Below are 23,051 nucleotides of genomic sequence, written 5' to 3' on the forward strand. Positions count from 1 at the left end.
GCGCTGATACAGCCTCCTTGTTGGTATACACAGCAGTTGAAGGGAGCGAGACGATGAAACTATTTTCGCTGCACGGCCAGGTCGCCATGGTGACCGGCTGCAATAAAGGCCTGGGGCAAGGTATTGCCCTGGCGCTGGCTCAAGCAGGCGCGGATATTGTCGGTGTTAGCCGACGCCCTGCCGATGATACAAAGCACCAGGTCGAAGCGCTGGGGCAGCGCTTTTACGCGGTTGAGGCGGAGCTTGGCCAGCATGCGCCAAGCGAGATTGTAAGCCAGGCCATCACACAAGCAGGCAAGCTGGATATCCTGGTCAACAATGCTGGCATTATCCGCCGGGCACCGGCCATTGAGTTTTCTGAAGAAGACTGGGACGCAGTGCTAGACGTTAACTTAAAGGCCGCGTTCTTTCTGGCTCAACACGTTGCCAAGCATCTTATTGAGCGCAAAGCGCCCGGCAAAATTGTCAATATCGCCTCACTGCTCTCTTTCCAAGGCGGCATTCGCGTCCCCTCTTACACCGCCAGCAAAAGCGGGCTTCTAGGCCTCACTCGTCTGCTGGCCAACGAGTGGGCCGCCCACGATATCAACGTAAATGCAATCGCCCCTGGATACATGGCAACCGATAACACCCAAGCGCTGCGCGACGACCCCCAACGGCATGACGAAATACTCGGCCGTATTCCGGCTGGCCGCTGGGGAACGCCTGACGACTTGGCGGGCGCAGTCATCTTTTTGTGCTCTGACGCAGCCCGCTACGTTCATGGCCACACGCTAGCCGTGGATGGCGGTTGGCTTGCGCGCTAGAAGCAGGTAGTCAAATGCTCTTTAACGTTTAAGTCATTATCGACTAACAGCACCTGGCGCCATTTATCGAACGTTAAACAGGGGTGAGAGGCGCCAAACGCAACGATATCACCCACCTCTACATCCTGAGCCTCTTTGGGAAGCCTCACGAACGTGTGCTGATCCATGATATTCGTCACTTCCCAACCAGCCACCGACAACAGTTGCTCAGGGGTACCGGCTTCCCTGTAGCGACGCAGGGCAATGGGTAACTGATCATGGCCGATATCGCGCTTGCCTAATGCGATGATGGCAAGCCCCGGCTCAGGAAGCGACTGTACCTGTGCAAAAACTTCCAGGGCAGGCTCAAGGCCTTCCGGCAAATCAGGCCGACGGGCAAGCACGGCGGATTGCGCCTCACGATACAGCCCATGGTCGTGAACTACGTAACATCCTGGGCGTAATACGGCTGTAAATTGATCTTGAAGCGGCGCTCCTTCAAAAGCTTCTGCAATCACGTCATACCAGGCAGAACCCGATGCCGTGACGATGGGCTCAGGTTCTGAAAAGCGCTTTGCTGCCTCAAGCTCTACCGCCACATCCACTAGGTATTTAGCGTAAGCACGAATACCGGCTTCTGGATCAGCGCCGTGCACGACGCCTTCATAGCCTTCCAACCCCGCCAATGACAGCGCGGGTTCTTCAGCAATAGTCTCGGCCAGAGAGAGTATCTGTTGCTGGGTACGGCAGCCGCACCTTCCACCTGGAACACCTACCTCAATCAAAACCGGTAAGATCAGGCCTCGCTGGGCAAAAAAGCGCCCAAGCTGGCGTACGTTTTCCTGGCTGTCCACAACACAGTAAAACGTTGCCCCTTGTTCTATCAGGCTAGCGACAATGGCCATATTCGCCTGCCCCACCAACTGGTTAGCCATCAATAGCCGGGTAATCCCATGAGCAAAAGCTGCGCGGCACTGTGGTGCCGTCGCCAAGGTAATCCCCCATGCCCCCGCCTGAATCTGACGATGAAAAAGCGCTGGCGTCATAGTGGTTTTACCATGAGGCGCCAAGCGGGCGCCGTGGGCTTCGGCAAAACGCTGCATCCACGCCACGTTATGCAGAAGCGGGCCTTCATGCACCACGGCGGCAGGCAGACTGACGCCCCCCAACAGGTTAGGGCCTAACTCCACACTGCCTTTATCTACTGCTGACGCCATTGATTGCATGTACCCATCTCCTGGAGTTTTAAGCGCATTTAATCATATCAGAACAGGTGCCCGAGCCAACTCTTGCGAACACTGGAGCACCCTCTACACTTCGCTAATTGCTAGCCATTAGTGCGCAAATAGCCCCGCTGATTTAACTCATCAGCGGGGCTATTCTATTGTGAAGAGAAATACATGGAAGAGTAATGGGTTATCTAGCAGTTAACTGCCCCACCGCCTGCTCTACACCGAGTAATTCGGTCAGGCCTCGCATACACCCATAAAACGGGTAATTAAATCACTTCCCTCCCGGACGTTCCGTATTGAGCAATCTCAACTTCGCGCAAAGGAGCCGAACGCGAAGTCGACTGGAACTGGACTATCGATAATATGGATGGGGCCTTCGAGTTGGCCGTCATCCGACTTGATACGAAACACCACGATGGTGTCCGAGTTCTGATTGCCTACGTAAAGGAAAGTGCCCGAAGGCTCGATGTTCATACCTCGCGGGATCTGCCCTTTGCTCTGAACCCACCCTGCTGAGGTCAACTGCCCTGATTCGGGATCAACCTTGAACATGGCGATGCTATCCATCCCGCGATTGGTAGCGTAGACCCAACGCCCGCTCGGGTGAATCTTAATTCCCGCCGTCGTATTCGTTCCCGTCGGTACTTCACCTGGATTATTAGGATTGAATGAAGGGCGGGTGAAAGTGGTATCTTGCGGTAAAGTCGATATCGATTGGAGCCATATAAATGCTCCCCGGCGTGGCTCGAAATCGAATACATCAATGGTGGAAGAAAGCTCGTTGATTACATAGGCTCGATTATCGTCAGGATGAAATACCAAGTGGCGGCAGCCACTGCCGGATGGCACGTGGGCCTGGGGCACAGGTCCCGGCATTAGTTTGCCAGTAGCTAGTTCGAGTTCCCAAGCAAGAATCGAATCTCCGCCCAAATCTATGCCGAAAACATGCTGAGCACCGGGGTTGGACAGCATCATATGGGCGTGTGGGCCTTCCTGTCGAACAGGGTCGGGCCCACTTCCATTGCCTGACGCCTGAAACTGGTCGCTCATGGGTTCAATTTCACCCTCATCACCGAGCGGGAATACAGAAAAAGTACCCGTGCCGTAATTGGCCGCAAATAGATAACGTCCGGAGGGGTGAACGGCACAGTAGCAAGGCCAAGTGCCTTGAGTCGAGCGTGTATTGATCAGCGTTAGTCGCCCACTCCGCTCATCAATTTCATAAGCACTGATACGTCCTAACGGCGCTCCTTTGTCGTCCTCGCCAAGCTCATTGACACAGTAGATGTATCGTTTTGACGGCGCCATTGCCAAGTAAGACGGATTGTCGGCCTTTACCGTCTGGACGGGACTCAGATTGCCGGTTTCAAGATTCATCTTGTAGACATAAATGCCTTCGGCCTGACTTGGAATAACGCCACCGGGCGCCGTATTTGGTGAAGAATAAGTGCCGACGTATAAATACTGCTCATTGGCGGGCGAACCCATCGAGTCCGAGTTCTGTGCGAAGGCGCCATGTGCCGTTGCTACCCAGGCTGCGCTGACACCAATGGCTTGCAAGAACGAGCGCCTAGAGAGTTTGGAGTTGTGCTCTGGAATACCCGAGCTTTGTTTTTGTTGTTGCAGATCTTTTTTTATTTTCATTTTTGATGACTCCATTGAACAGTAATCAGACACTACCTTGGCTAGCCGTACGTTTTATTAGAGAAATCAGTTTCGCCAAGCCATAGCCAACTCTACGGAGATAAGCGACGAATCGCGAACTCCACACCACGCAGTTCGGCAAGCCCACGCATACGGCCATAAAGCGGGTAGCCCGGCGCGGTTTTACGCTGTTGATCGTCAAGAATATGGTGGCCATGGTCGGGGCGTAACGGCAAACGCGCCCCGCCCTGTTTTTCACGGCGACGCTCTTCTTCGACCAGTGCCTGGATAACCCCGACCATATCAACGTTACCTTCCAGGTGCGGTGCTTCGTGGAACGAACGTGGGTCCGCCTCGCGCTTTGTGGCACGCAGGTGGATAAAGTGAATATGCGGGGCGAAGTGGCGAGCCATGGCAATCAGGTCGTTGTCTTCACGAACACCATAAGAGCCGGTGCAAAACGTTAGGCCATTGGCCGGGCTGGGCACATGATCCACCACCCACTGTGCATCCTCATGAGTTGACACCACTCGCGGCAAGCCCAGAAGCGGCCGGGGTGGGTCATCCGGGTGGATCGCCATACGAATGCCGACTTCTTCAGCTACCGGAATAATTGCCTGTAAAAAGTAGCCAAGATTTTCGCGCAGCTTTTCTGCATCAATCTCGGCATACTCCGCCAGCACATCCCGAAACTGTTCCAGCGTATAGTGCTCTTCAGCCCCTGGCAGTCCGGCGATCAGTGTGGTCACCAGCTTGTCACGGGCGGACTGATCAAGCGTCTCCAGGTAGCGTTGCGCCATATGCTTATCCGCTTCGCTATACTCAGCCTCGGCCCCTGGCCGCTTAAGAATATAGAGATCAAACGCCGCAAACGCGGTGTGATCAAAGCGCAGCGCCAGCGCGCCGTCCGGCAGTACATGGACGAGATCCGTGCGCGTCCAGTCGAGCACCGGCATAAAGTTGTAGCATACCGTGTCGATGCCACAGGCCGCCAAATTGCGCAGCGTTTGGCAGTATGTAGCAATCAATCCATCGCGCGCCGCAAGCCCCTGCTTTATCGCTTCATGGACCGGAACACTCTCAACTACCGACCAGCTTAACCCAGCGGCCTCAATCATGGCCTTGCGCGCTTGAATCGCCTCGACCGGCCATACCTTATCGTTGGGTATTTCATGCAGCGCCGTCACAATACCGGTCGCGCCAGCCTGCCGGATTTCTTCAAGACGTATGACATCGTTCGGGCCAAACCAGCGCCAGGTATGTTCCATAGATAACTTCCTATCCTTCGATGCCTAACGCTGCTAAGGCGGCGTTTAACCCGTCTTGCGTCAAGGCGCGATACGCCGCTACTACGTCGTCGACAAACGGCTGATTTGTTGCCAACGCGGGCGGTACCACTTCGTCAATAGCTAAAAAGGCGTTTACCAACGCGACCGGCTGGCCACCGTGAGTCTGATGTAGCTCAGCAAATTGTTTTGCCATGGGATCATCAACGGTATAAAGCTTGCCGCCTAGTTCCTGGCCGTCGGTATAACGAATCCACCCAGCCATTCCCAACGCAGTGCAAGGCGATGCCTGACCCGCTTGAATACGCTCAAGTGCGCCGCTCAGCCAGCGCTGGGGCAGCTTCTGGCTGCCGTCCATGGCGATCTGCTGCAAACGGTGGCGCAAGCTGTCATTGGTAAAGCGTGACAGTAGCGAATCAGCGTAGGCTGCAAGATCAGTGCCTTCGGGCATCTCAAGCGTCGGTGCGGCTTCTTCCAGCATGTAGTGGCGCAGCAGCGCGCGCAGTGCCGGTTGATTGATACCGTCATACACCGTTTCAATACCTTCCAAGGCGCCCAGATAGGCCAGCAGAGAGTGGCTACCGTTCAGCATCCGCAGCTTCATGGTTTCAAACGGGGCAACGTCGGCGACCATTTCTACACCGTCAGCCTCCCAACTTGGCCGCCCGGTGGGGAAATTATCCTCTACCACCCACTGCGAGAATGCCTCGCCCACCACGGCATTAGGATCAGCAACACCCAAGGCAGCCAAGCGCTCAAAGTCAGCGTCGGTCATCGCAGGCACAATGCGATCGACCATGGAGCTTGGAAACGCCACTTCGGCATTAATCCACTCGGCAAGTTCGGCGCTGCGCTGCTGGGCAAGCTTAACCACCGCTTTACGAGTGCGCTGGCCGTTGTGTGGCATGTTATCGCACGAAAGCACAGTAAACGGCGCCACGCCCGCGGCGTGCCGCCGAGCCAGCGCTTCAACCAGTAAGCCAGGAGCGGTCCGCGGCTCGCCGGGTGAGGCGATATCGCCCGCCACCATGGGATCATCCAGGCGCAGCTCGCCGCTGGCCGGGTTCAGAAAGTAGCCTTTTTCCGTCACGGTCAGCGTGACGATACGCGTCGCTGGCGCCGCCAGCCGGTCAAGCAGCGCGTCTCTATCCCGCCCCCAGTTGCCCGACGCATCGCGGCCAGAAAACAGCGTCTCTTCAATCACGCCTATCTCACGCAGCGTCAGCGTCTGGCTATCGGCATACTCCGCCACCTGATAGCGGTAACCCGCCTTGCGCAGGTTATCTACCAGCTCAACACTTGAGCGTAAATTGGCGCTACATACGCCCCACTCGCCATCGCCTGTGCGCTGGCGATAGCGCTCAAGATAAACCGCCTGGTGGGCGCGGTGAAATGCGCCCAGGCCCAGGTGGACGATGCCGATGTGGCCGGTGTGCGGCGCGGCGTCAATGCGTTTAACAGACATGCCTAGTTACTCCCCATCAGCAAGTTGGGCAGCCACAGCGAGATGGCCGGCACATAGGTCACCAGCATCAGCACCGTCAGGTTGCACAGCAGGAAAGGCACGATTGCGCGGGCAACCGTCAGCATAGGCAGCTTGCCAATACCAGCCACCACAAACAGACATACGCCCACAGGCGGTGTAGTCAGACCGATCATCAGGTTGAGCACCGCGATTACGGCAAAGTGCACCGGATCCACGCCGACACCTGTGGCCACCCCCACCAGCGCGGGGAAGAGAATGATCAGCGCGGCGATGGTTTCCATAAAGGCGCCAACGAACAGCAGGATAAGGTTGAGAATCAGCAGCACGATCAGCGGGTTTTCGCTGATGGAGAGAATCAGCGTGGCGATCATCTGGGGTATCTGCTCGCTGGTCAGGATCCAGCCGAACAGGTTGGCCAGGCCCACCATCAGCAAAAGCGCTGACGAGGTCAGAACGGTGTCCACCAGAATGCCCGGAAGCTTGCGCCAGGTAAGCCCCTTGTAGACATACATGCCTACCACCAAGGCGTAAAGACTGGCCACAATCGAAGCTTCGGTGGGCGTAAAGAAGCCGCCGATGATGCCGTAAAGAATGATCACGGTCATCAACAGTGCCCAGAAGGCTGTTTTCGCTTCACGCAGAAGCTGCAGGACCGGCACCCGTTTCTCTTTTGGATAGCCCCGGCGCACGGCGAGAATGTACACCGTGATCATCATGGCCAAGCCCATCAAAAGGCCGGGGACCGCGCCTGCCAGAAACATCCGTCCAACCGAAATACCGCTTAACGAGCCTGCAATAATCATCGGCACGCTGGGCGGAATAATCGGCCCAACGGTAGATGAGGCGGCGGTAACGGCAGCGGCAAACGGCTTGTCGTAACCCGAGCGCGCCATACCGGGGATCATCACCGAGCCGATGCTCGCCGAGTCCGCCACGGCGGTGCCGGAAATACCGCCAAAAATCATTGAGCCGCCCACGTTGGCAAGGCCCAGGCCGCCGCGAATATGTCCAAGCAAGGCATTGGAGAAGCGCACGATGTGCTCGGTAATATTGCCCACGTTCATCAAGTTACCGGCCAGCACGAACCCCGGAATACACAGCAGAACGAAGGTGTCGATGCCCGCGTACATGCGCTGGGGCACGATGGTCAGCGAAATGCCTTCCATCAGTAGATACGACATTGAAGCGATACCGAGCGCAAAGGCGATAGGCATGCCCACCAACAGTAGTATCAGGAAAACGCTGAATAAAATAATGACTTCCATGCTTACGACTCCTGTTCACGGGAGGCAGAGGAGCGACACATTGCGATGATTCCCTCAAGACATCCCAGTACGCTATAAACCAGGAGCAGCGCAAAGGTGACTACTGTTGAGAAAAAGATGTACAGCATGGGCACCCGCAGTGTGGGGGATGTCTGCCAAGTGCCGTTCTGGGCGTACTGCCAGGCATAAGGCAGCACCAGAAAAGCAAACACGCCGATCATCAGACAGATCAGCGCTTGAAACGCCGCTTTCATGCGCGGGCCAAGCATATGATGGAAAAGCTCGACGCTGATATTACGGTGTTGGCGCATGACTACCCCAACCGACAGCGCCACCATATAGATAAACAGATAGCGCGAGAGCTCTTCGGTCCAGGCGATGGAAAACGGCAGGAATAACCGTGAACTCACCTGCAGCAGCACCGTAGCGGCAATCGCGACCAGCGCCAGTACTGAAAGAGTAAGAAAACAGGCATCCACCCAGCCTATCAGGCGCCCGATGGGGCCTTGCAGCTTGGGCACCGCCGACATCGAATCCAGACTCTCCAACGCTTCTTGTTCAAGCGCTTTTTGATCCGAGCTCATAAACGTATCCTCATGGGACAGACTGCTCTTGCAGACAGAACTTGCAAACTGAGAATGGGCTGGCACGCGGCCAGCCCATTCTCACTACCAACCGTCTTACAGGTCTTGAATGGCGTCGAAGATTTCACGCTGTTCAGGTGTCAGGGCTTCCAGCACCGCCGGACGGGCCGCTTCAGCGAAGGCATCCACGTCTACTTCGATGAATTCCATGCCACGCTCTTGAAGGGCTTGCTCCAGGCGCTCCTGGTCTTCTACAAACAGCTCGGACTCGTAAGCCTGCATGGTATCAGCCGCGTCGCGCACTACCTGCTGAAGCTCTTCAGGCATTTTTTCAAGCTGATTACGGCCAATCACCACGTAGATCCAGCTGCGCACGTGACCGGTCATGTTCACGTAGTCCTGAACCTCATTGAAGCTGGCGCTTTCGATCAGGCTCAGCGGGTTTTCCTGACCTTCCAGGGTGTTCTGTTGAAGCGCGGTAAACACTTCGCTGAACGCCATTGGGGTAGGACGTGCGCCCATCGCCTGCCAGGTATCTACAAACAGCGGCACGTTAGGCACGCGCAAGCGTAAGCCGTCCAGGTCATCCGGCGTGCGGATAGGACGATTGGATGTAAGCTCGCGAGGGCCACGTTCAAACCAGGCTAGCGGCACCAGGTTGGTACGTTCGATGATCTGCTCTTCAATCTCGGCACCGACCTCGCCGTTAACGACGGCATGCAGATGCTCAGAATCCCGGAAGGCATAAGGCACGGCCATCATGGCCGCCTTGGGCGCCCAGTTTTGCAGGCTCTCGCCGGTAATCGTCATGTCCGCTGTGCCCAACTGAATGCTGTTGATCACATCCATTTCATTACCCAACTGCTCGCTGGGGTAAAGGCGAACTTCAATGCGTCCGTCAGAGTTGGCTTCCACCTCCTCCTTGAACTTCTCGGCGGCCTGGTGCCAGATGTTCTGCTCGTTGGCAAGATGCCCAAAACGCAGCGTGTAGTCGGCGGCCAGCGCCGATTGCGCGCTGAATACCATCGTTGCAAGTACTGCACTGGTTAACAGTTTCTTAATCATTTTATCGCTCCTGCACTTCTGCATTGTTGGTTGTTAGTGCGTGTGGTTAAGATGAGTTGGCGTGTCCTTCAGGGATTGATTTGGATCAACACCTTACGGGCTTCTTCAGGACGGTGATCAAGCATATCGATGGCGCCGGGCATCTCGCTTAGCGGCAGTCGATGGCTAACCAGCGCCAGAGGGTCCAGCTTGCCGCTTGCCATGAGCGCAAGCACCTCCGGAAACTTACGATTGTTGAGCCGCGAGCCAACCAGGGTCAGCTCTTTCTTGATCACTTCAAGCTGTATCAAATCGCTTGGCTGGACGCTGAAACCGAGCAGGCCGATGCGCCCGGCGGGCGATGCCAGGCGCAACATCTGAGGCAATAGCGCCGGCACGCAGGCGGCATCAGCAATCAGCGGCACGCCCTCGCCTTCGGTCAGTGCCAGAATCTCTTTTTCGACATCCTGAGTGCGGCTATTGAGCACGTGGGTCGCCCCCAGCTCCTTGGCCGCGGCCAGGCGCTCGTCGATCACGTCGGTAACGATAATCTCGTCGATGCCCATGGCGCGGGCCATCTGCAGGATAGTCATGCCGATCATACCGGCGCCTAGAATCAGAAGCCGATCACCGCGGTGCGGCTGCATGCGGTCCAGCACGTTCGCGGCGATGGTGTAAGGCTCCACCAGTGCGGCGGCGTCAAGCGCAATATGCTCGGGCACCTGGTGCACGTTGGCTGCCGGCACACAGACGAACTCCTCAAAACCGCCGTTACGGTGCACGCCGATCACTTCCAGAGCGCTACATACGTTGGGTCGATTAATGCGACACGGATAGCAGGTGCCGCAACTGATGACCGGGTCGACACAGACGCGATCGCCGACGCTTACATCCGCTACGCCCTCGCCCAGCGCCTCGATGACGCCAGCAAACTCGTGACCGGTGATGCGTGGAAAGCGTACGAAAGCGTTATCGCCGTGAATGATATGCATGTCGGAACCACAGATTCCGGCAAACGCTACGCGTACCAGTACCTCGCCCGCCGCCGGGGAGGGAATTTCAACCTCGGCAACCTTAAAATCGTGAGGCGCGTTGACCTGAAATGCTTGCATGGATGCGAAACTCCTTACCCGTTCTTTAGGTCACCAATGCCAGAGGGTGCCATCTTCCAACCGATTGACCGGCAGACTGGCGCGCTTGTAGGGGTACTGTTTGGCAAGCTCTTCGTCGATATCCACGCCGTGCCCCGGCGTTTCACCGACGATAAAGTGGCCATCCTCAAAACGATAATCGTGAGGAAACACTTCGTTAGTCGCGCTGGTGTGAGGCATGTATTCCTGAATACCAAAGTTAGGTACCCAGGTATCAAAATGGATAGCCGACCCCAAGCAAACCGGGGAGAGATCCGTTGGCCCGTGGAAACCGGTCCGCACATGATAAAGGCCGGCTAAATCAGCAATGCGGCGCACATGAGTGATACCGCCTGCGTGAGTGAGCGTGGCGCGAATATAGTCGATCCACTGGTTTTCAATCAGCGCTTTGGCGTCATGTATACTATTGAACACTTCACCCACGGCCAGCGGTGTGGTGGTGTGCTGGCGTATAAGCCCAAACGCTTCCTGGTTTTCAGCCGGTACGCAGTCCTCAAGCCAGAACAGGTGATAAGGCTCCACTTCCTTGCCCAGGCGGGCCGCCTCGATGGGCGTCAGACGATGGTGTACATCGTGCAGAATATGCAGATCCTCACCAAAGCGTTCGCGTACCGCGGCAAACAGTTTGGGCACGTGGTTCAAGTACTTGCTGGTACTCCATACGTGCTCGGCGGGTAAATCGGCATCTGCAGGCTCGTAGGGCTCGCCATCTTTCTTGGCCACACCATAAATGCTCGCAATACCCGGAACGCCTGCCTGCACACGCACGGCTTTGTAGCCTTCATCCACATGGCGGGCGACTTCTTCAAGGCACGACTCGATATCGCGGCCCGTCGCGTGGCCATACACCATCACGCGCTCTCGGCTCTTACCGCCCAGCAGTTGATAGAGCGGCATACCCGCGAGTTTCGCTTTAATATCCCAAAGCGCCATGTCGACAGCGGCAATCGCGCTCATGGTAACCGGGCCACGACGCCAGTAAGCACCGCGATATAAGTAATGCCAAATGTCTTCGATGCGCTGAGGGTCGCGGCCAATCAAGGCAGGAATGACATGCTCATCGAGGTAAGCCACCACAGCCATTTCACGGCCATTGAGCGTGGCATCCCCGATACCGTAAGTTCCTTCGTCAGTCACAATCTTTAAGGTGACGAAATTGCGTCCCGGCGAGGTGACAATGGTATAGGCATGTTCGATTTTCATGGGGTTGCCTCCTCAATGAGGGATACCGTTTCCTGAGCATCGAACATCTCGGGAAACCGCTTTACTAAATCGGGTAGCGAAACAAAAATCTCACGCAGATGGCGCCGCATAGCCTGCTCGGCCATTGTTATATCGCGGTCTTCAATAGCGGCCACAATGTGGGCGTGCTGGTCAATCAAACGGGCGATGGGGGTGGTATCAGGAACGCTTAAGTAGCGTACACGGTCCATCTGAGCTCTTACCTCTTCGATGACTTTCCAGGCGGCCTGCTGCCCAACGGCCAGCGACAATGTCTTGTGAAAACGCTCATCCAGCCGGTAGAAGCGAATGGTGTCGTGAGGCTCAATGCAGCGGCGCTGACGCTCAAGCAAGTCATGCAGCTCTGTGAGCACATCCGGCGCAAGCCCCTTGGCCGTTGCCTGGCGCACCACGGCCACCTCCACCGCTTCACGTACAAAGCGTGCTTCCAGCACCGCGCCTTGGGATATCTTGACAACATAGGTGCCACGCTGAGGCCTGACTTCGACAAGTCCCGCCTCCGAAAGACGGATAAAAGCTTCACGTACCGGCTGGCGGCTGACCGAAAAAGCATCCGCTACTTCTTTTTCAGAAAGCGCTTTGCCCGGGGGCAGCACCATCTGAATGATGGACTGGCGCAATACCTGGTAAAGACGCTGACGAACCGACTCGGTCTCCGACGTCTCCTGCCATAGCGCCTGTAGCGTAATATTGATATTGCTCATTTGCAGCAGCCTGAATTAAGGGGGCCTGTCGCCCTAACTGATATGACTAGTATGGTAGTATGGTAGTATGGCAACGCAAACAAAAGCCCTTTAAACCTATACTTTGGTTGCAGGTGAATCACCATGAAACGTCCGCTTTACTCAGGCTCAAATTATAAAAAAGCCCTAAACATTCATGATTTAGAACGTATCGCCAAGAAAAAACTGCCGAACTTTGTATTCGAATATGTTTATGGCGGCAGCGATGATGAACATACGCTGCGTCATAATCGCGCCGTGTTCGATCAATATCTGTTTGAACCTAAAACGATGACTAACGTAGGTGCACGCGATTTAAGCACGACATTGTTTGGCCGCTCTTACCAAATGCCATTGGCGATTGGGCCAACGGGCTTTAACGGCATGCTGACGCGTGATGGGGATTTAAAACTAGCCTATGCCGCCCGTGATGCCGGCATTCCTTTCGTGCTAAGCAGCGTTTCAACTACACGCCTTGAAGACATCGCTGCCATCGAAGGGCTTACCGCCTGGATGCAGATCTATTTTTATCGTGACCGCGACTTTGTTAAATCGATGATACAGCGCTGTGTTGATGCAGGCTTTGAGGCCATCGTTGTAACGACAGACAGCGCAATTTACGGGAATCGCGAATGGGATGTACGCAATTTTAGCCGCCCCATGAAACCCTCCCTGCCCAACCTGCTTCACCTACTCACCAAACCAGGCTGGATGAGCGATGTGCTGATACCCGATGGCCTGCCTACGTTTAAAAACCTGGATGATTTGCTGCCACCCGATAAACGTAACGCTCAAGGTGCTTCACAGATAATTGGCCCGCAGCTAGACCCATCGCTCAACTGGGAAGACATCGCCTGGCTCCGTGATTTATGGCCAGGCAAGATCATTCTAAAGGGAATTATATCGCCGGAAGAAGCTGAACAGGCCGTACGGTTGGGTATCGATGGCATCGTACTTTCCAACCACGGTGGACGACAGCTTAATCACTCGCTCTCACCCATGGATACACTGGCCGAGGTTAAAGCTTTTACAGGCGAGCGCTGTCATTTATTCGTGGATAGCGGCTTTCGACGCGGCACCGATATTATAAAAGCGTTGGCGCTAGGAGCAGACGCCGTGTGGCTTGGAAGAGCCACGCTTTATGGTTTAGCGGCTGGTGGTCAGGCGGGTACGCAGCATGCGCTTAATCTACTGCGAGGAGAAGTAGACAGGACCTTGGGCCTGTTAGGGTTCACTACTATCCAGGATTTAACCTCTGCTTGCTTGAGCAAACGTAAACTTTGAGTTTATTCATCTATTCAAGATTGCAAGAGCGCCGCTGGACGACCGCTCTTGCCTTTAAAATCAGGTTACTTAAATATCCACTAAGTCGCCTACTTGGACGTTAGACCTATTTTTAAAAGCGCTTCAGAAAATAACAACAAACAAAATCATTGAATTTAAAACAAGTTAAACATTATTTAATCTTCTGCAAACATCTAACCCAGCCCCTATTATTAACTGACTTATAGAATGAAAAACTAGCCCCTTATTATTTTATAAACGGCGCCCGGCTTAAGGACGTATATTTAACAGGAGAGGTTTACTATGAGCATACAGAATTTTAAAGAGTGCATTGAAGCCTGCAATATATGTGCGGTCTATTGCGATAATTGCGCTACTTCCTGCCTTCAGGAACCCACTCTTGGCAACATGGCGGAATGCATTCGCCTGGATATACAGTGCGCGCAAATTTGTCGTCTGGCCGCCGCCTTTATGGCTCAAGGCAGCGAATATGCTCAGGATATCTGCCAGCTATGTGCGGATATCTGTCAAAAGTGCGGCGATGAGTGCAGCCAACATGAAACCGATCATTGCCAGGAATGCGCTCAAGCGTGCCATCGCTGCGCCAGCCTATGTGCATCAATGGTTGCCTAAGGAGTCATCTAAACAGATCTCAACACATCATTTTGCGTTAGCAATTTACTTGAAAAACAGTCTATTACGTCTAAATTATAAAGTGAGCAGGGGTTGAGCGATCCTATGCTCACTTTTTTATAGATATTATTTATTAACGTTTACGTAGACCTCTCCTAAATGGAAGCGACTTAACGATGCAAAGCAGGGACAGCTTTATACAGATCGTTTTTCGGCCCAGCATAGTGATTTTTTTTGCGCTGTTAGCTTTGGTAGGTTGCCGTTACCCGGTCAATATCGAACGCCCAATGGCAGATATGCAGGGTGGCGAATTAAACATCGGACTTTCCGAAAATCCGCCTTGGGTCATTAACACCGACCAGGGTCCAGCAGGGCTTGAAGTCGAAATCATCCGTGCTCTTGCAGCAAATATGGATGCCTCCATCAACTGGCACTGGGATAGCGAAGGCAATCTGTTAGCAGCGCTATCTCACTACCAGCTTGATTTGGTGATCGGCGGGCTTACCCAGGATTCAAATGTAAGCGCCCTCGCCACGCCCACTAAAGCTTACTACCAGAGCCACTACTCAGTGGGTGTGCCCGTGGGTACTCCATTACCCAGCAACCTGGAAAATGTTGAGGTGGCTGTTCCGGTCGTTAACCATATCGCTCGCGCGCTCAAAAAAGAGGGCGCAATCCCCCGCCCTACCCCAGACATGGGCACTCAAAATGCAGCGGTCGCCAACCCATCATGGTGGCTTCATGCGCATAACTACCAAATAGGAGAATGGGAAATCGCGACCGATCAACATGTCATGGCGCTGCCCAAAGGCGAAAATGCCTGGATGCTTGCCGTGCAACGCCATTTAAATAGCTACCCTGATATTGAACAACGCCTTCAACGCCTGGAGGCAGGCCGATGAAAATACGCAAGCTATATCACCTGCCTCCGGATAAACAGCAGGATCTCAATTATCTGATTCGCCTTGAATGGTGGAATTTAGCGTTTCGTATTTCAATTGTATCGGTGCTCGCGCTGGTACTGGGAAACAGCCAGGCAATGAAGGTCGCTTGGCTTGAAGACATGCTTTCGCTCATTCCACCGATCGCTTTCTTGTTGGCCGTTCGGTTCCGCAAACGCCCGCCTAATGAGACATACCCCTATGGATATCAACGCGCCACTATTATTGCCTTTTTATGCACGGCCACTGCGCTAAGCGCGATGGGCCTTTTTTTACTTGGGGATTCCTTGCTCAAGCTTGCCCATCAGGAGCATCCAAGTATCGGTGCTATTACTTTGTTTGGTGAAACGATATGGATGGGCTGGGTGATGGTTGGCGTGCTGATTTACAGCGTTATTCCACCTGTCATTATCGGACGCTTACAGACCAAAGCCGCGGCAAAAGTGCATGAGAAGACCGTGTTTGCGGACGGGAAGATGAGCAAAGCCGACTGGATGACGGGGATGGCTGCCATTGTTGGCGTACTGGGTGTGGGAGCCGGCTTTTGGTGGGCAGACGCAGTTGCTGCGGCCATTATCGCTCTGGACGTTACCAAGGATGGCATTACCAATTTAAAAGAAGCCATAGGCGACCTACTTGACCGTCGTCCTCACTTTACCTCTCGCGAAAAACCGGAATACATGGAAGAAGCGTTGGAAGCCGAGCTTCGGGCCATGCCCTGGGTAGCTGCCGCCTCAGTACGCTTACGCGAAGAAGGCCCAATCTTTAGCGGTGAAGCCTTTGTAACCCCGCATAATAACGATGACCTGGCGCGACATCTTAAAGAGGCCTCCCAGCATCTTAATAGCTATGACTGGCGAATCTACGAAGTGGTGGTGACAGCATGGCCGCGTGAAGAGTGTAGCGCCTCGCCCGCCCTGCCCCAAAAGTCCTGACGAAAAGCCTGGAAACCGAAGACCCCGCCTAAACAAGAAAGCTGGCCTGGGCTTTTAAGCCCAGGCCAGCAGATCAGATAATATCCTCTTCCGCGTTAAGCAGCTTCAAGCGCTTTGGCCGGCCCGAAATGCTCAAAGTGGCGATGTGTCTCCGCGACTCCCAAAAGCGCCAGACTTTGGTTGATCGCCGCCATGAAGCCGTGAGGGCCGACAAAATAGCAACGGGTATTGGGCACCAGATACTTGGCCAACAGGTCCTGGTTGATCCGCCCCTGATGGTCACCCTGGCTACCCTGTTCAAACACGGTAACTGCCGTCAACTGCCCCGGATAAGCGGTGGCCAGCTCATCGATAGCCTCGCCAAACGCACGGCTGTCCATATCGATAGCCGCATGCAGGTAGGTAACCTGACGCCCTTGACTTAACGCGTGCTTGGCAATCGGCAGTAGTGGCGTCTGTCCGATGCCACCGCTGACCAATAGTAGCGGCTCGTCGCCCGCCTTGAGCGTCAACTCGCCTGCCGGAGGCAATAGCTCGATGACATCGCCGACTGTCAAACGGTCATGAAAAAAGCGGCTGGCGACGCCTTGCGGCTCCCGCTTGATGGACAGCCGGTAAGAGCGACCGTTAGGCACATCGGAAAGACTATAGTGGCGGGACGCTTGCACGCCATCGATGTCCAGCTTCACGCCAATGTATTGCCCTGGCGTATAGTCAGCCACTGGCCCTCCATCTTCGGGCTCAAGAATAAACGAGCGAATGACGCGGCTTTCCTGATGCGTATCGGCAATACGAAAACGTCGCGTGCCCCGCCAGCCGCCGGGCTGCTGTTCAAACTCTTGATAGCGCTGCGCTTCAAGATCAATTAGCAGATCGGCCAGCTCCTGATAGAGCGCCCCCCAGGCATCGGCAACCTCTTCGGTGACGGCGGCGCCAAGCACGTCACCAATGGCAACCATCAGGCACTCGCCCACGATAGGATAGTGCTCGGGCTGGATATCCAGAGAAACGTGCTTGTTGACCACGGTTTCCATGATCTGCCGCGCCGTTTCCGGATTCTGGCGCACGCCCACATAGGCAAGAATGGAGCCTGCCAGTGCACGCGGCTGCCCACCGTCCTTCTGGTGGGTCTGATTGAACAGCGGCTTGACCTGTGGGTAGCGCTCAAACATCAAGGGATAAAAATGAGCGGTGATCGTATCAAGATGCTCCGCAACGACCGGGGCAGTAGCGGCAATGATCTGTTCTTGTGCCTGTGTCAGCATAACGGCCTCTTTTCACGTCTTCTTAAAGATTCATATTACATACATCTTTAAAATATCAGATTTTGCCAGGCCAATGCATGAGCTGCGTCAATAAAACGCTTCTTGGCGAGAAAAGCGCTCAAGCCGTTCCAGCTCAAGCATCGAATAGCACGATGGCTTTACACAATCGTGCGCTTGCTTAACGCGACAATAGCGCGGCTTGATTGTCGCTTGCTGTATTTTTAGAGTCGCCTTAAGTCAATACCAGGTTTTTCTCTGCCACCATACTGTCGCCCTTTCTGAAGAAAAATACGGATAGGAGCGGGATATGAACCGCAATGTGATCCTGACTTGCGCAGTGACCGGCGCAGCCGATACTTCCGGCAAGAGCCCCCACGTTCCAGTGACACCAAAGCAGATCGCAGACGACTGCATTGCAGCGGCGAAAGCGGGTGCCAGCGTTGCCCATATCCACGTGCGCGACCCCGAAACGGGAGGCATCAGCCATTCACAAGCACACTTTCGTGAGGTCATGGATCGCGTACGTGCAGCCGACGTGGACATTGTGCTGAATATCACCGCTGGCGGCGGCGGTGACTGGATTCCCGATGCTGAAGACCCCACCCGAGGTGGCCCAGGCACAGATATACAAACGCCTGCGCAGCGCCATGCTCCGGTCGGTGAACTGCTACCTGAACTATGCACTCTGGACTGCGGCAGCCTTAACTTTGGCGACATGGTGTACGTGAATACCGCTGACTGGCTTCGTGAGCATGCCCGCCTGGTTCAAGCGGCAGGCGTCAAGCCCGAATTGGAGTGCTTTGATCTCGGACATGTATGGTTTGCCCGCCAGCTGCAGCAGGAAGGGCTGATAGACGGCGACCCGCTTTACCAGCTCTGCCTGGGCATCCCCTGGGGTGCAGAAGCCGATACAGAAACCATGTTGACCATGCGCAACAAGTTGCCTGATAGCGCACACTGGGCGGCATTTGGCATTGGCCGCCATCAAATGCCCATGCTCGCTCAAGCCATCCTGTTGGGGGGGCACGCGCGGGTTGGCCTGGAAGATAATCTCTATTTGGAGAAAGGCGTGATGGCCACCAACGGCCAATTGGTCGAAAAAGCCGCCACGCTAATCGATAACCTGGGGGCGCGCATCATGACGCCCGCCGAGACCCGTGCCCAGCTTAAGTTACGTGACCCGAATACGGGTAACATCGCCCCAGGAGGTGACGCATGAGCCGCCAACTTGCAGTGATTGGTACCGGGGTCATTGGCAATGGCTGGATTGCCCGCGCGCTGGCCCAAGGCTGGGAAGTCGTTGCCTTCGACCCTGACCCCAGTGCCGAAACGCGCACCCGCGCTTTTATAGAAAACGCCTGGCCCTCTCTCACCCGCCTGGGCCTTTCAGAAAGCGCCAGCGCCACCCGGCTACGCTTTGTGGATAGCCTTGAAGCCGCCGTGGTCAGTGCCGATTTGATTCAAGAGAATGTGCCCGAGCGGCTAGACCTGAAGCGCGACATTCTCGCCAGAATCGACGCGGCGGCAGAAAAAAGCGTTATCATTGGTTCGTCAACCTCGGGCTTCAAACCCAGTGACCTGCAGCAAGCCTGTACCAAGGCACCGGGACGCGTCATCGTTGCGCACCCCTTCAACCCGGTTTACCTGCTGCCACTGGTGGAGTTAGTCGGTGGTACTGCCACACAGCCAGGCCAGATTGAGGCTGCCCAAGCGCACTACCAAGCGTTAGCCATGCGCCCTCTGGTCGTGCGTAAAGAGATCGAAGGCCACCTTGCCGACCGCTTGATGGAAGCTCTCTGGCGAGAAGCCCTCCACCTGGTCAATGATGGCGTGGCCACTACTGAAGAGGTCGATGCCGCCGTGGTTTACGGCTGCGGCCTGCGCTGGCCGCTGATGGGCACCTTTCTTACCTTTCACCTGGCGGGCGGTGAACAGGGCATGCGCCATATGCTTGAGCAGTTTGGACCCGCCCTCAAACTGCCCTGGACGAAGCTCGAAGCGCCTGAGCTTACCGATGAACTGATTGACCGGGTGGTGGAAGGCTGTGAACACCAGGCCGCCGGACGGCCTGTCGCTGAGCTTGATCGTCGTCGTGACGACTTCCTGGTCGAGCTTCTTGATCTTGTGCAAAAATACTGGCCCGAAGCCGAAGGTCTAAAAGGGCGTATTTAATGATCATACTCGATACCCAGGTCGCCTCTGAATGGGTCGATTACAACGGCCACATGAACGATGCCGAGTACGCCCGGGTGTTTTCCCTGGCGGTAGAAGCGCTAATGGCACACATTGGACTGGACGCGGCTGGGCGCAACCTCCACGGCTATACCCTGTACACGCTGGAGACCCATCTCTGCTACCAGCGCGAGGCGCATGACGGTCAACCCCTGCAGGTAACTGTGACCCGGCTGGATCATGATGCCAAGCGCCTGCATATTTTCTTCGAACTGTTAGATGCAGACAATAATCTGCTGGCGACCAGTGAACAGATGCTAATGGGCATCCACCAGGCAACCGGCCGCCCGAGCGCGTTCCCTGCGCCGGTAGCCCATGCCGTCAGCCATCTCCCAAGCCCGGCGGCAGATCAGTGGCCTGAACGTGTCGGCCGCACCATCGGCATTTCTCGCTGACATGCAGACCAACGCCTTTATTGCCCGCTTTGAAGCGGGCCTAGCCGGTCTTGAACAAGCATCAATTAAAGAGGCGCGCCGCCATTACGATGATGTATGTCAATCGTTTGCGCCAGCCGACCCAAAAGGCATGACGGTAATCGATGACGTCCTGGCAGACATTCCGGTACGGCGCTTCTGCCCTGCCGGTGCACAGCCGGGCCAGGTTGTGTTTATACACGGCGGCGGTTTTACGATTGGCTCTGTACGCAGCCATCACGGCATTGCGGCCAGTTTAGCCCACCAATTAAGCCGCGAAGTGATTAGTGTCAGTTACCGGCTGGCCCCTGAAGCACGCTATGCGTTAATGCTAAGCGACTGCCTTGGCGTCGCCCTGGCCGTGAAGCCCATTGCTTTAGTGGGTGACAGCGCGGGTGGGCGTTTAGCCATGGATATAGCGCCGTTGCTTGCCGCCACGCTCAATAGCCAACCGCTGCTTGGGCTCATTTACCCGCCGGTTAACGGCTTAAGCGAACAAACCCTGGGGCCTGATGCGCCACTGCTCAGCCGCAGGGATGTACTCAGTCTATCGCCGCTGTGTCCAGTACTTGACTCCCCCAACGTAACGCCTGCCCCCGCCACCCAGGTGGAAGTACTGACGGTCGAGCACGACCCGCTTACGTTACCGCTTGAGAAAGCCATTGCGTACTGGCGTTTAGAGGGTGCTCAAGTAGGCTATCGCTGCGCGACGTCAATGGTACACGGCGCCCTTCACGGCCATGCCCTGTTACCTGAAATGCAAAACGCCTGGCAAGCATTTTGCCAGGCGCTACAGGTGCGGCTAAACCACTAAACGAACCGGTTACTGATAGGCAGCCCGCACGGTGTCAATCGCGGAAGATCCATCTTTTGCCTCAACGCCTTCCAGCCACCCAGCAACGGTATCCAGGTTCTCAGCGATCCACTCCTGAGCTACCTCGTCCGCCGGGCGGTCGTCGTAGCTATAGCGGTATACCCAAGTGTTTTGATCTTCAATATCCACCACGTACTGAGAAAGAAAACGGTGTAGCTGCGGATCCTCTTCGGCCATGCTGGCGGGCACAACCGTCCAGACGGTACTCTCAATCTGGGCAATGCCCGCCTCTTCAGCGTCATCAAGATACGCTAGATCGAAGCTTACGTTCATCCAATGTGGCTCCCAGCCCACAAAGGTCACCCACTCCTTGTCAGCCATTTTCTGCTCGGCTTGCGCCAGCATCGCCGCCGTAGAGCTTTCACGCAGGCTCCAATCGCCCAGGCCAACGGTATCGTTATCAATGGCTTCCAGGATCGCCGTATTGATGCCGGTGCCTGCCTCGATACCCTGAATTTCACCGTCGAAACGTTCACGATGGGCATCCAGGTCAGCCACCGATGTGACACCTGCGTCATACACGTATTGCGGTACCACCAAGCCTGAGTTGGCGCCCTGAATATTGGAAACCAGCTTCTCTACCTTACCGCTTGCCACCAGCGGCTCCACCATATCGGTCTGCACGGGATACCAACCACCCAGGTAGACATCGACATCGTTGCGGGTGAGCCCTTCAAGAATCACGCTGACCGCTAAATCTCGCTGCCGGGTCTGGTAGCCCATGGCCTCCATCAACTGAGCAGCCACTTCAGATTTAACCGTTACCCCCGGCCACGGTGGAACGCCAAAACGCACTTCATCTAAATCAGCCGCCGCCGAACCAGCCATGAATAAGGTTGCCAAGCCGGTGGCGCTCAGCATATAGAAACGTTGTTTAGCGCGTAGTGCCGTCTTCATCGATTTATCCTTATAAAGAGAGGTATCGCATTAGTCTGCCTAATAAGCTGCCGAGCAAACGACACAAAGCGACATAAAATAGACGCTATACGACAACAGGCTAATATACGACAACAGACTGAATAAGCGACTAGTGATGAACGTGGCGACGCGCCTCAGCGGGGGAATGACCAAAATAAGCACGGTACGCGCGGGCAAAGCTGGAGCTGGAGGTAAAGCCACAGGCAATACCAATGGCGAGCACTCCCATATCGGTTTCGGCTAACAGCCGCTGGGCACGCATTAACCGCAGCTGCTGATACCACTGCCGAGGCGAGGCACTTAACTGCTGTTCAAAAAGCCGCTGTAACTGACGAGAGGAGACGCCACTGCGCTTCGCAATATCCGCCAGCGACAGCGGCGCCTCAAGGTGGCGCTCCATTAGCGCGACCGCCTCAATGAGTGGACGATGGTGCGTGCCCAACCGCCTGGCAAGTGACATACGCTGCTGATCGCTCCGGCTACGTAGGCGCTCATGGATCAGTTGCTCGGACACATCTACCGCCAGCTTGCTGCCATGGCGCCTGGCAATCACTGCCAGCGCCATATCCATGGCGGCGGCTCCCCCCGCACAGGAGAAGCGCCGCTCACCCAGCTCAAACAGCTCATCGGAGGTTTCAATCATCGGGTAGCGTTCTCGAAAGGCTGGCAGGCTTTCCCAATGCAGCGTCACACGCTCGCCTTTGAGCAGCTCAGCGGCTGCCAACAAGAAACCGCCGGTGTCTAATCCGCCTAGCGCACAACCCGCTTGATCCAGGCGATGCAACCAGGCCATCAACGGTCGGCTTAAATGTGCCTCGGGCTCAAACCCTCCACATAATGCTAATGAAGGTAGATCCAGTGTTTGCCCTATCGGCTGGTCCACAAGCAACGCCATTTCATTGCTCGCCGTTACGGGCTGGCCATCAAGACTGAATAGCGTCCACTCGAATAGCGTTTTGCCACTGATACGATTGGCAATTCGAAGTGGCTCGACTGCAGAAAAGAACGCCATCATTGAAAAACGCGGTAGCAGCAGAAAGCCGATGCGTTCAGGCAACGATCCTGTGTAATGCAAACGCAAGGGTGTTCCTTTTCGTTAGTGAATCGTTATTGTA

General features: G+C 55.4%; 22 protein-coding genes. 9 read left to right on the top strand and 13 right to left on the bottom strand.

Annotated features, from left to right (window positions below; all coding sequences use genetic code 11):
• Nucleotides 1-53 precede the first annotated feature (53 nt).
• Nucleotides 54-806: a 2-dehydro-3-deoxy-D-gluconate 5-dehydrogenase KduD gene (gene kduD / locus ACT3R7_RS10400; RefSeq protein WP_441675784.1), complete on the top strand. Its 753-nt coding sequence runs from the start codon at nucleotides 54-56 to the stop codon at nucleotides 804-806.
• Here kduD and ACT3R7_RS10405 read toward each other — a convergent pair.
• The 10 genes from ACT3R7_RS10405 to ACT3R7_RS10450 all read right to left on the bottom strand — a co-directional run bounded on the left by ACT3R7_RS10405 (nucleotide 803) and on the right by ACT3R7_RS10450 (nucleotide 12,423).
• The gene (locus ACT3R7_RS10405; protein WP_496199033.1) at nucleotides 803-2,011 is read right to left on the bottom strand and encodes an amino acid deaminase; all 1,209 of its coding nucleotides are present in this window, start codon (nucleotides 2,009-2,011) and stop codon (nucleotides 803-805) included. The genes kduD and ACT3R7_RS10405 overlap by 4 nt on opposite strands.
• Before the next feature lie 312 nt (nucleotides 2,012-2,323).
• The gene (locus ACT3R7_RS10410; protein ID WP_496199034.1) at nucleotides 2,324-3,661 is read right to left on the bottom strand and encodes a lactonase family protein; all 1,338 of its coding nucleotides are present in this window, start codon (nucleotides 3,659-3,661) and stop codon (nucleotides 2,324-2,326) included.
• Nucleotides 3,662-3,753: 92 nt separating this feature from the next.
• Complete coding sequence (gene uxuA, locus ACT3R7_RS10415; RefSeq protein ID WP_496199035.1) at nucleotides 3,754-4,929, bottom strand: mannonate dehydratase; 1,176 nt, start codon at nucleotides 4,927-4,929, stop codon at nucleotides 3,754-3,756.
• A 10-nt stretch (nucleotides 4,930-4,939) separates the two neighbouring features.
• Nucleotides 4,940-6,412: a mannitol dehydrogenase family protein gene (locus tag ACT3R7_RS10420; protein WP_496199036.1), complete on the bottom strand. Its 1,473-nt coding sequence runs from the start codon at nucleotides 6,410-6,412 to the stop codon at nucleotides 4,940-4,942.
• A 2-nt stretch (nucleotides 6,413-6,414) separates the two neighbouring features.
• Complete coding sequence (locus ACT3R7_RS10425; RefSeq protein WP_018915613.1) at nucleotides 6,415-7,698, bottom strand: TRAP transporter large permease; 1,284 nt, start codon at nucleotides 7,696-7,698, stop codon at nucleotides 6,415-6,417.
• Nucleotides 7,699-7,700: 2 nt separating this feature from the next.
• Nucleotides 7,701-8,282, bottom strand: a complete 582-nt coding sequence (locus ACT3R7_RS10430; RefSeq protein ID WP_172116235.1) for a TRAP transporter small permease — start codon at nucleotides 8,280-8,282, stop codon at nucleotides 7,701-7,703.
• A 96-nt stretch (nucleotides 8,283-8,378) separates the two neighbouring features.
• Nucleotides 8,379-9,347, bottom strand: coding sequence for a TRAP transporter substrate-binding protein (locus ACT3R7_RS10435; RefSeq protein ID WP_192537041.1), 969 nt, complete (start codon nucleotides 9,345-9,347; stop codon nucleotides 8,379-8,381).
• 68 nt (nucleotides 9,348-9,415) lie between these two features.
• Entirely contained in the window at nucleotides 9,416-10,438 is a 1,023-nt protein-coding gene (locus ACT3R7_RS10440; protein ID WP_192537040.1) for a Zn-dependent oxidoreductase, read from the bottom strand.
• A 30-nt stretch (nucleotides 10,439-10,468) separates the two neighbouring features.
• Nucleotides 10,469-11,680, bottom strand: a complete 1,212-nt coding sequence (gene manD, locus ACT3R7_RS10445) for a D-mannonate dehydratase ManD (RefSeq protein ID WP_496199037.1) — start codon at nucleotides 11,678-11,680, stop codon at nucleotides 10,469-10,471.
• Nucleotides 11,677-12,423: a GntR family transcriptional regulator gene (locus tag ACT3R7_RS10450; RefSeq protein ID WP_496199038.1), complete on the bottom strand. Its 747-nt coding sequence runs from the start codon at nucleotides 12,421-12,423 to the stop codon at nucleotides 11,677-11,679. Before ACT3R7_RS10450 ends, manD begins: the two co-directional genes overlap by 4 nt.
• Before the next feature lie 123 nt (nucleotides 12,424-12,546).
• Here ACT3R7_RS10450 and ACT3R7_RS10455 point away from each other — a divergent pair, with 123 nt between their 5' ends.
• From ACT3R7_RS10455 to ACT3R7_RS10470, 4 genes are all read left to right on the top strand, one after another.
• Complete coding sequence (locus tag ACT3R7_RS10455) at nucleotides 12,547-13,725, top strand: alpha-hydroxy acid oxidase (RefSeq protein WP_192537038.1); 1,179 nt, start codon at nucleotides 12,547-12,549, stop codon at nucleotides 13,723-13,725.
• A 303-nt stretch (nucleotides 13,726-14,028) separates the two neighbouring features.
• Nucleotides 14,029-14,358 (top strand): four-helix bundle copper-binding protein, encoded by a 330-nt coding sequence (locus ACT3R7_RS10460; protein WP_496199039.1) that lies wholly within the window; start codon nucleotides 14,029-14,031, stop codon nucleotides 14,356-14,358.
• Between the two features lie 287 nt (nucleotides 14,359-14,645).
• Entirely contained in the window at nucleotides 14,646-15,260 is a 615-nt protein-coding gene (locus tag ACT3R7_RS10465; RefSeq protein WP_496199040.1) for a transporter substrate-binding domain-containing protein, read from the top strand.
• Nucleotides 15,257-16,234: a cation diffusion facilitator family transporter gene (locus ACT3R7_RS10470; protein ID WP_496199041.1), complete on the top strand. Its 978-nt coding sequence runs from the start codon at nucleotides 15,257-15,259 to the stop codon at nucleotides 16,232-16,234. Before ACT3R7_RS10465 ends, ACT3R7_RS10470 begins: the two co-directional genes overlap by 4 nt.
• Before the next feature lie 95 nt (nucleotides 16,235-16,329).
• Here the strand turns inward: ACT3R7_RS10470 and hmpA are convergent, their stop codons facing one another.
• The gene (gene hmpA, locus ACT3R7_RS10475) at nucleotides 16,330-17,499 is read right to left on the bottom strand and encodes an NO-inducible flavohemoprotein (protein WP_496199042.1); all 1,170 of its coding nucleotides are present in this window, start codon (nucleotides 17,497-17,499) and stop codon (nucleotides 16,330-16,332) included.
• Between the two features lie 307 nt (nucleotides 17,500-17,806).
• Between hmpA and ACT3R7_RS10480 the strand changes: the two genes are divergently transcribed.
• From ACT3R7_RS10480 to ACT3R7_RS10495, 4 genes are read left to right on the top strand one after another with little or no spacing between them, the layout of a single operon-like run.
• Nucleotides 17,807-18,718 (top strand): 3-keto-5-aminohexanoate cleavage protein, encoded by a 912-nt coding sequence (locus ACT3R7_RS10480; RefSeq protein WP_496199043.1) that lies wholly within the window; start codon nucleotides 17,807-17,809, stop codon nucleotides 18,716-18,718.
• Nucleotides 18,715-19,671 (top strand): L-carnitine dehydrogenase, encoded by a 957-nt coding sequence (locus ACT3R7_RS10485; protein WP_496199044.1) that lies wholly within the window; start codon nucleotides 18,715-18,717, stop codon nucleotides 19,669-19,671. Before ACT3R7_RS10480 ends, ACT3R7_RS10485 begins: the two co-directional genes overlap by 4 nt.
• The gene (locus ACT3R7_RS10490; protein WP_496199045.1) at nucleotides 19,671-20,126 is read left to right on the top strand and encodes a thioesterase family protein; all 456 of its coding nucleotides are present in this window, start codon (nucleotides 19,671-19,673) and stop codon (nucleotides 20,124-20,126) included. Before ACT3R7_RS10485 ends, ACT3R7_RS10490 begins: the two co-directional genes overlap by 1 nt.
• A complete protein-coding gene (locus ACT3R7_RS10495) occupies nucleotides 20,047-20,958 on the top strand; it encodes an alpha/beta hydrolase fold domain-containing protein (RefSeq protein ID WP_496199046.1) in 912 nt (303 codons plus the stop codon). Before ACT3R7_RS10490 ends, ACT3R7_RS10495 begins: the two co-directional genes overlap by 80 nt.
• A gap of 9 nt (nucleotides 20,959-20,967) precedes the next feature.
• Here the strand turns inward: ACT3R7_RS10495 and ACT3R7_RS10500 are convergent, their stop codons facing one another.
• Complete coding sequence (locus tag ACT3R7_RS10500) at nucleotides 20,968-21,879, bottom strand: ABC transporter substrate-binding protein (RefSeq protein ID WP_496199093.1); 912 nt, start codon at nucleotides 21,877-21,879, stop codon at nucleotides 20,968-20,970.
• A 166-nt stretch (nucleotides 21,880-22,045) separates the two neighbouring features.
• Complete coding sequence (locus tag ACT3R7_RS10505; RefSeq protein ID WP_496199047.1) at nucleotides 22,046-23,017, bottom strand: GlxA family transcriptional regulator; 972 nt, start codon at nucleotides 23,015-23,017, stop codon at nucleotides 22,046-22,048.
• Nucleotides 23,018-23,051 lie beyond the last annotated feature (34 nt).

Source organism: Halomonas sp. AOP43-A1-21 (genome assembly GCF_052376775.1).
Taxonomy (GTDB): domain Bacteria; phylum Pseudomonadota; class Gammaproteobacteria; order Pseudomonadales; family Halomonadaceae; genus Vreelandella; species Vreelandella colorata.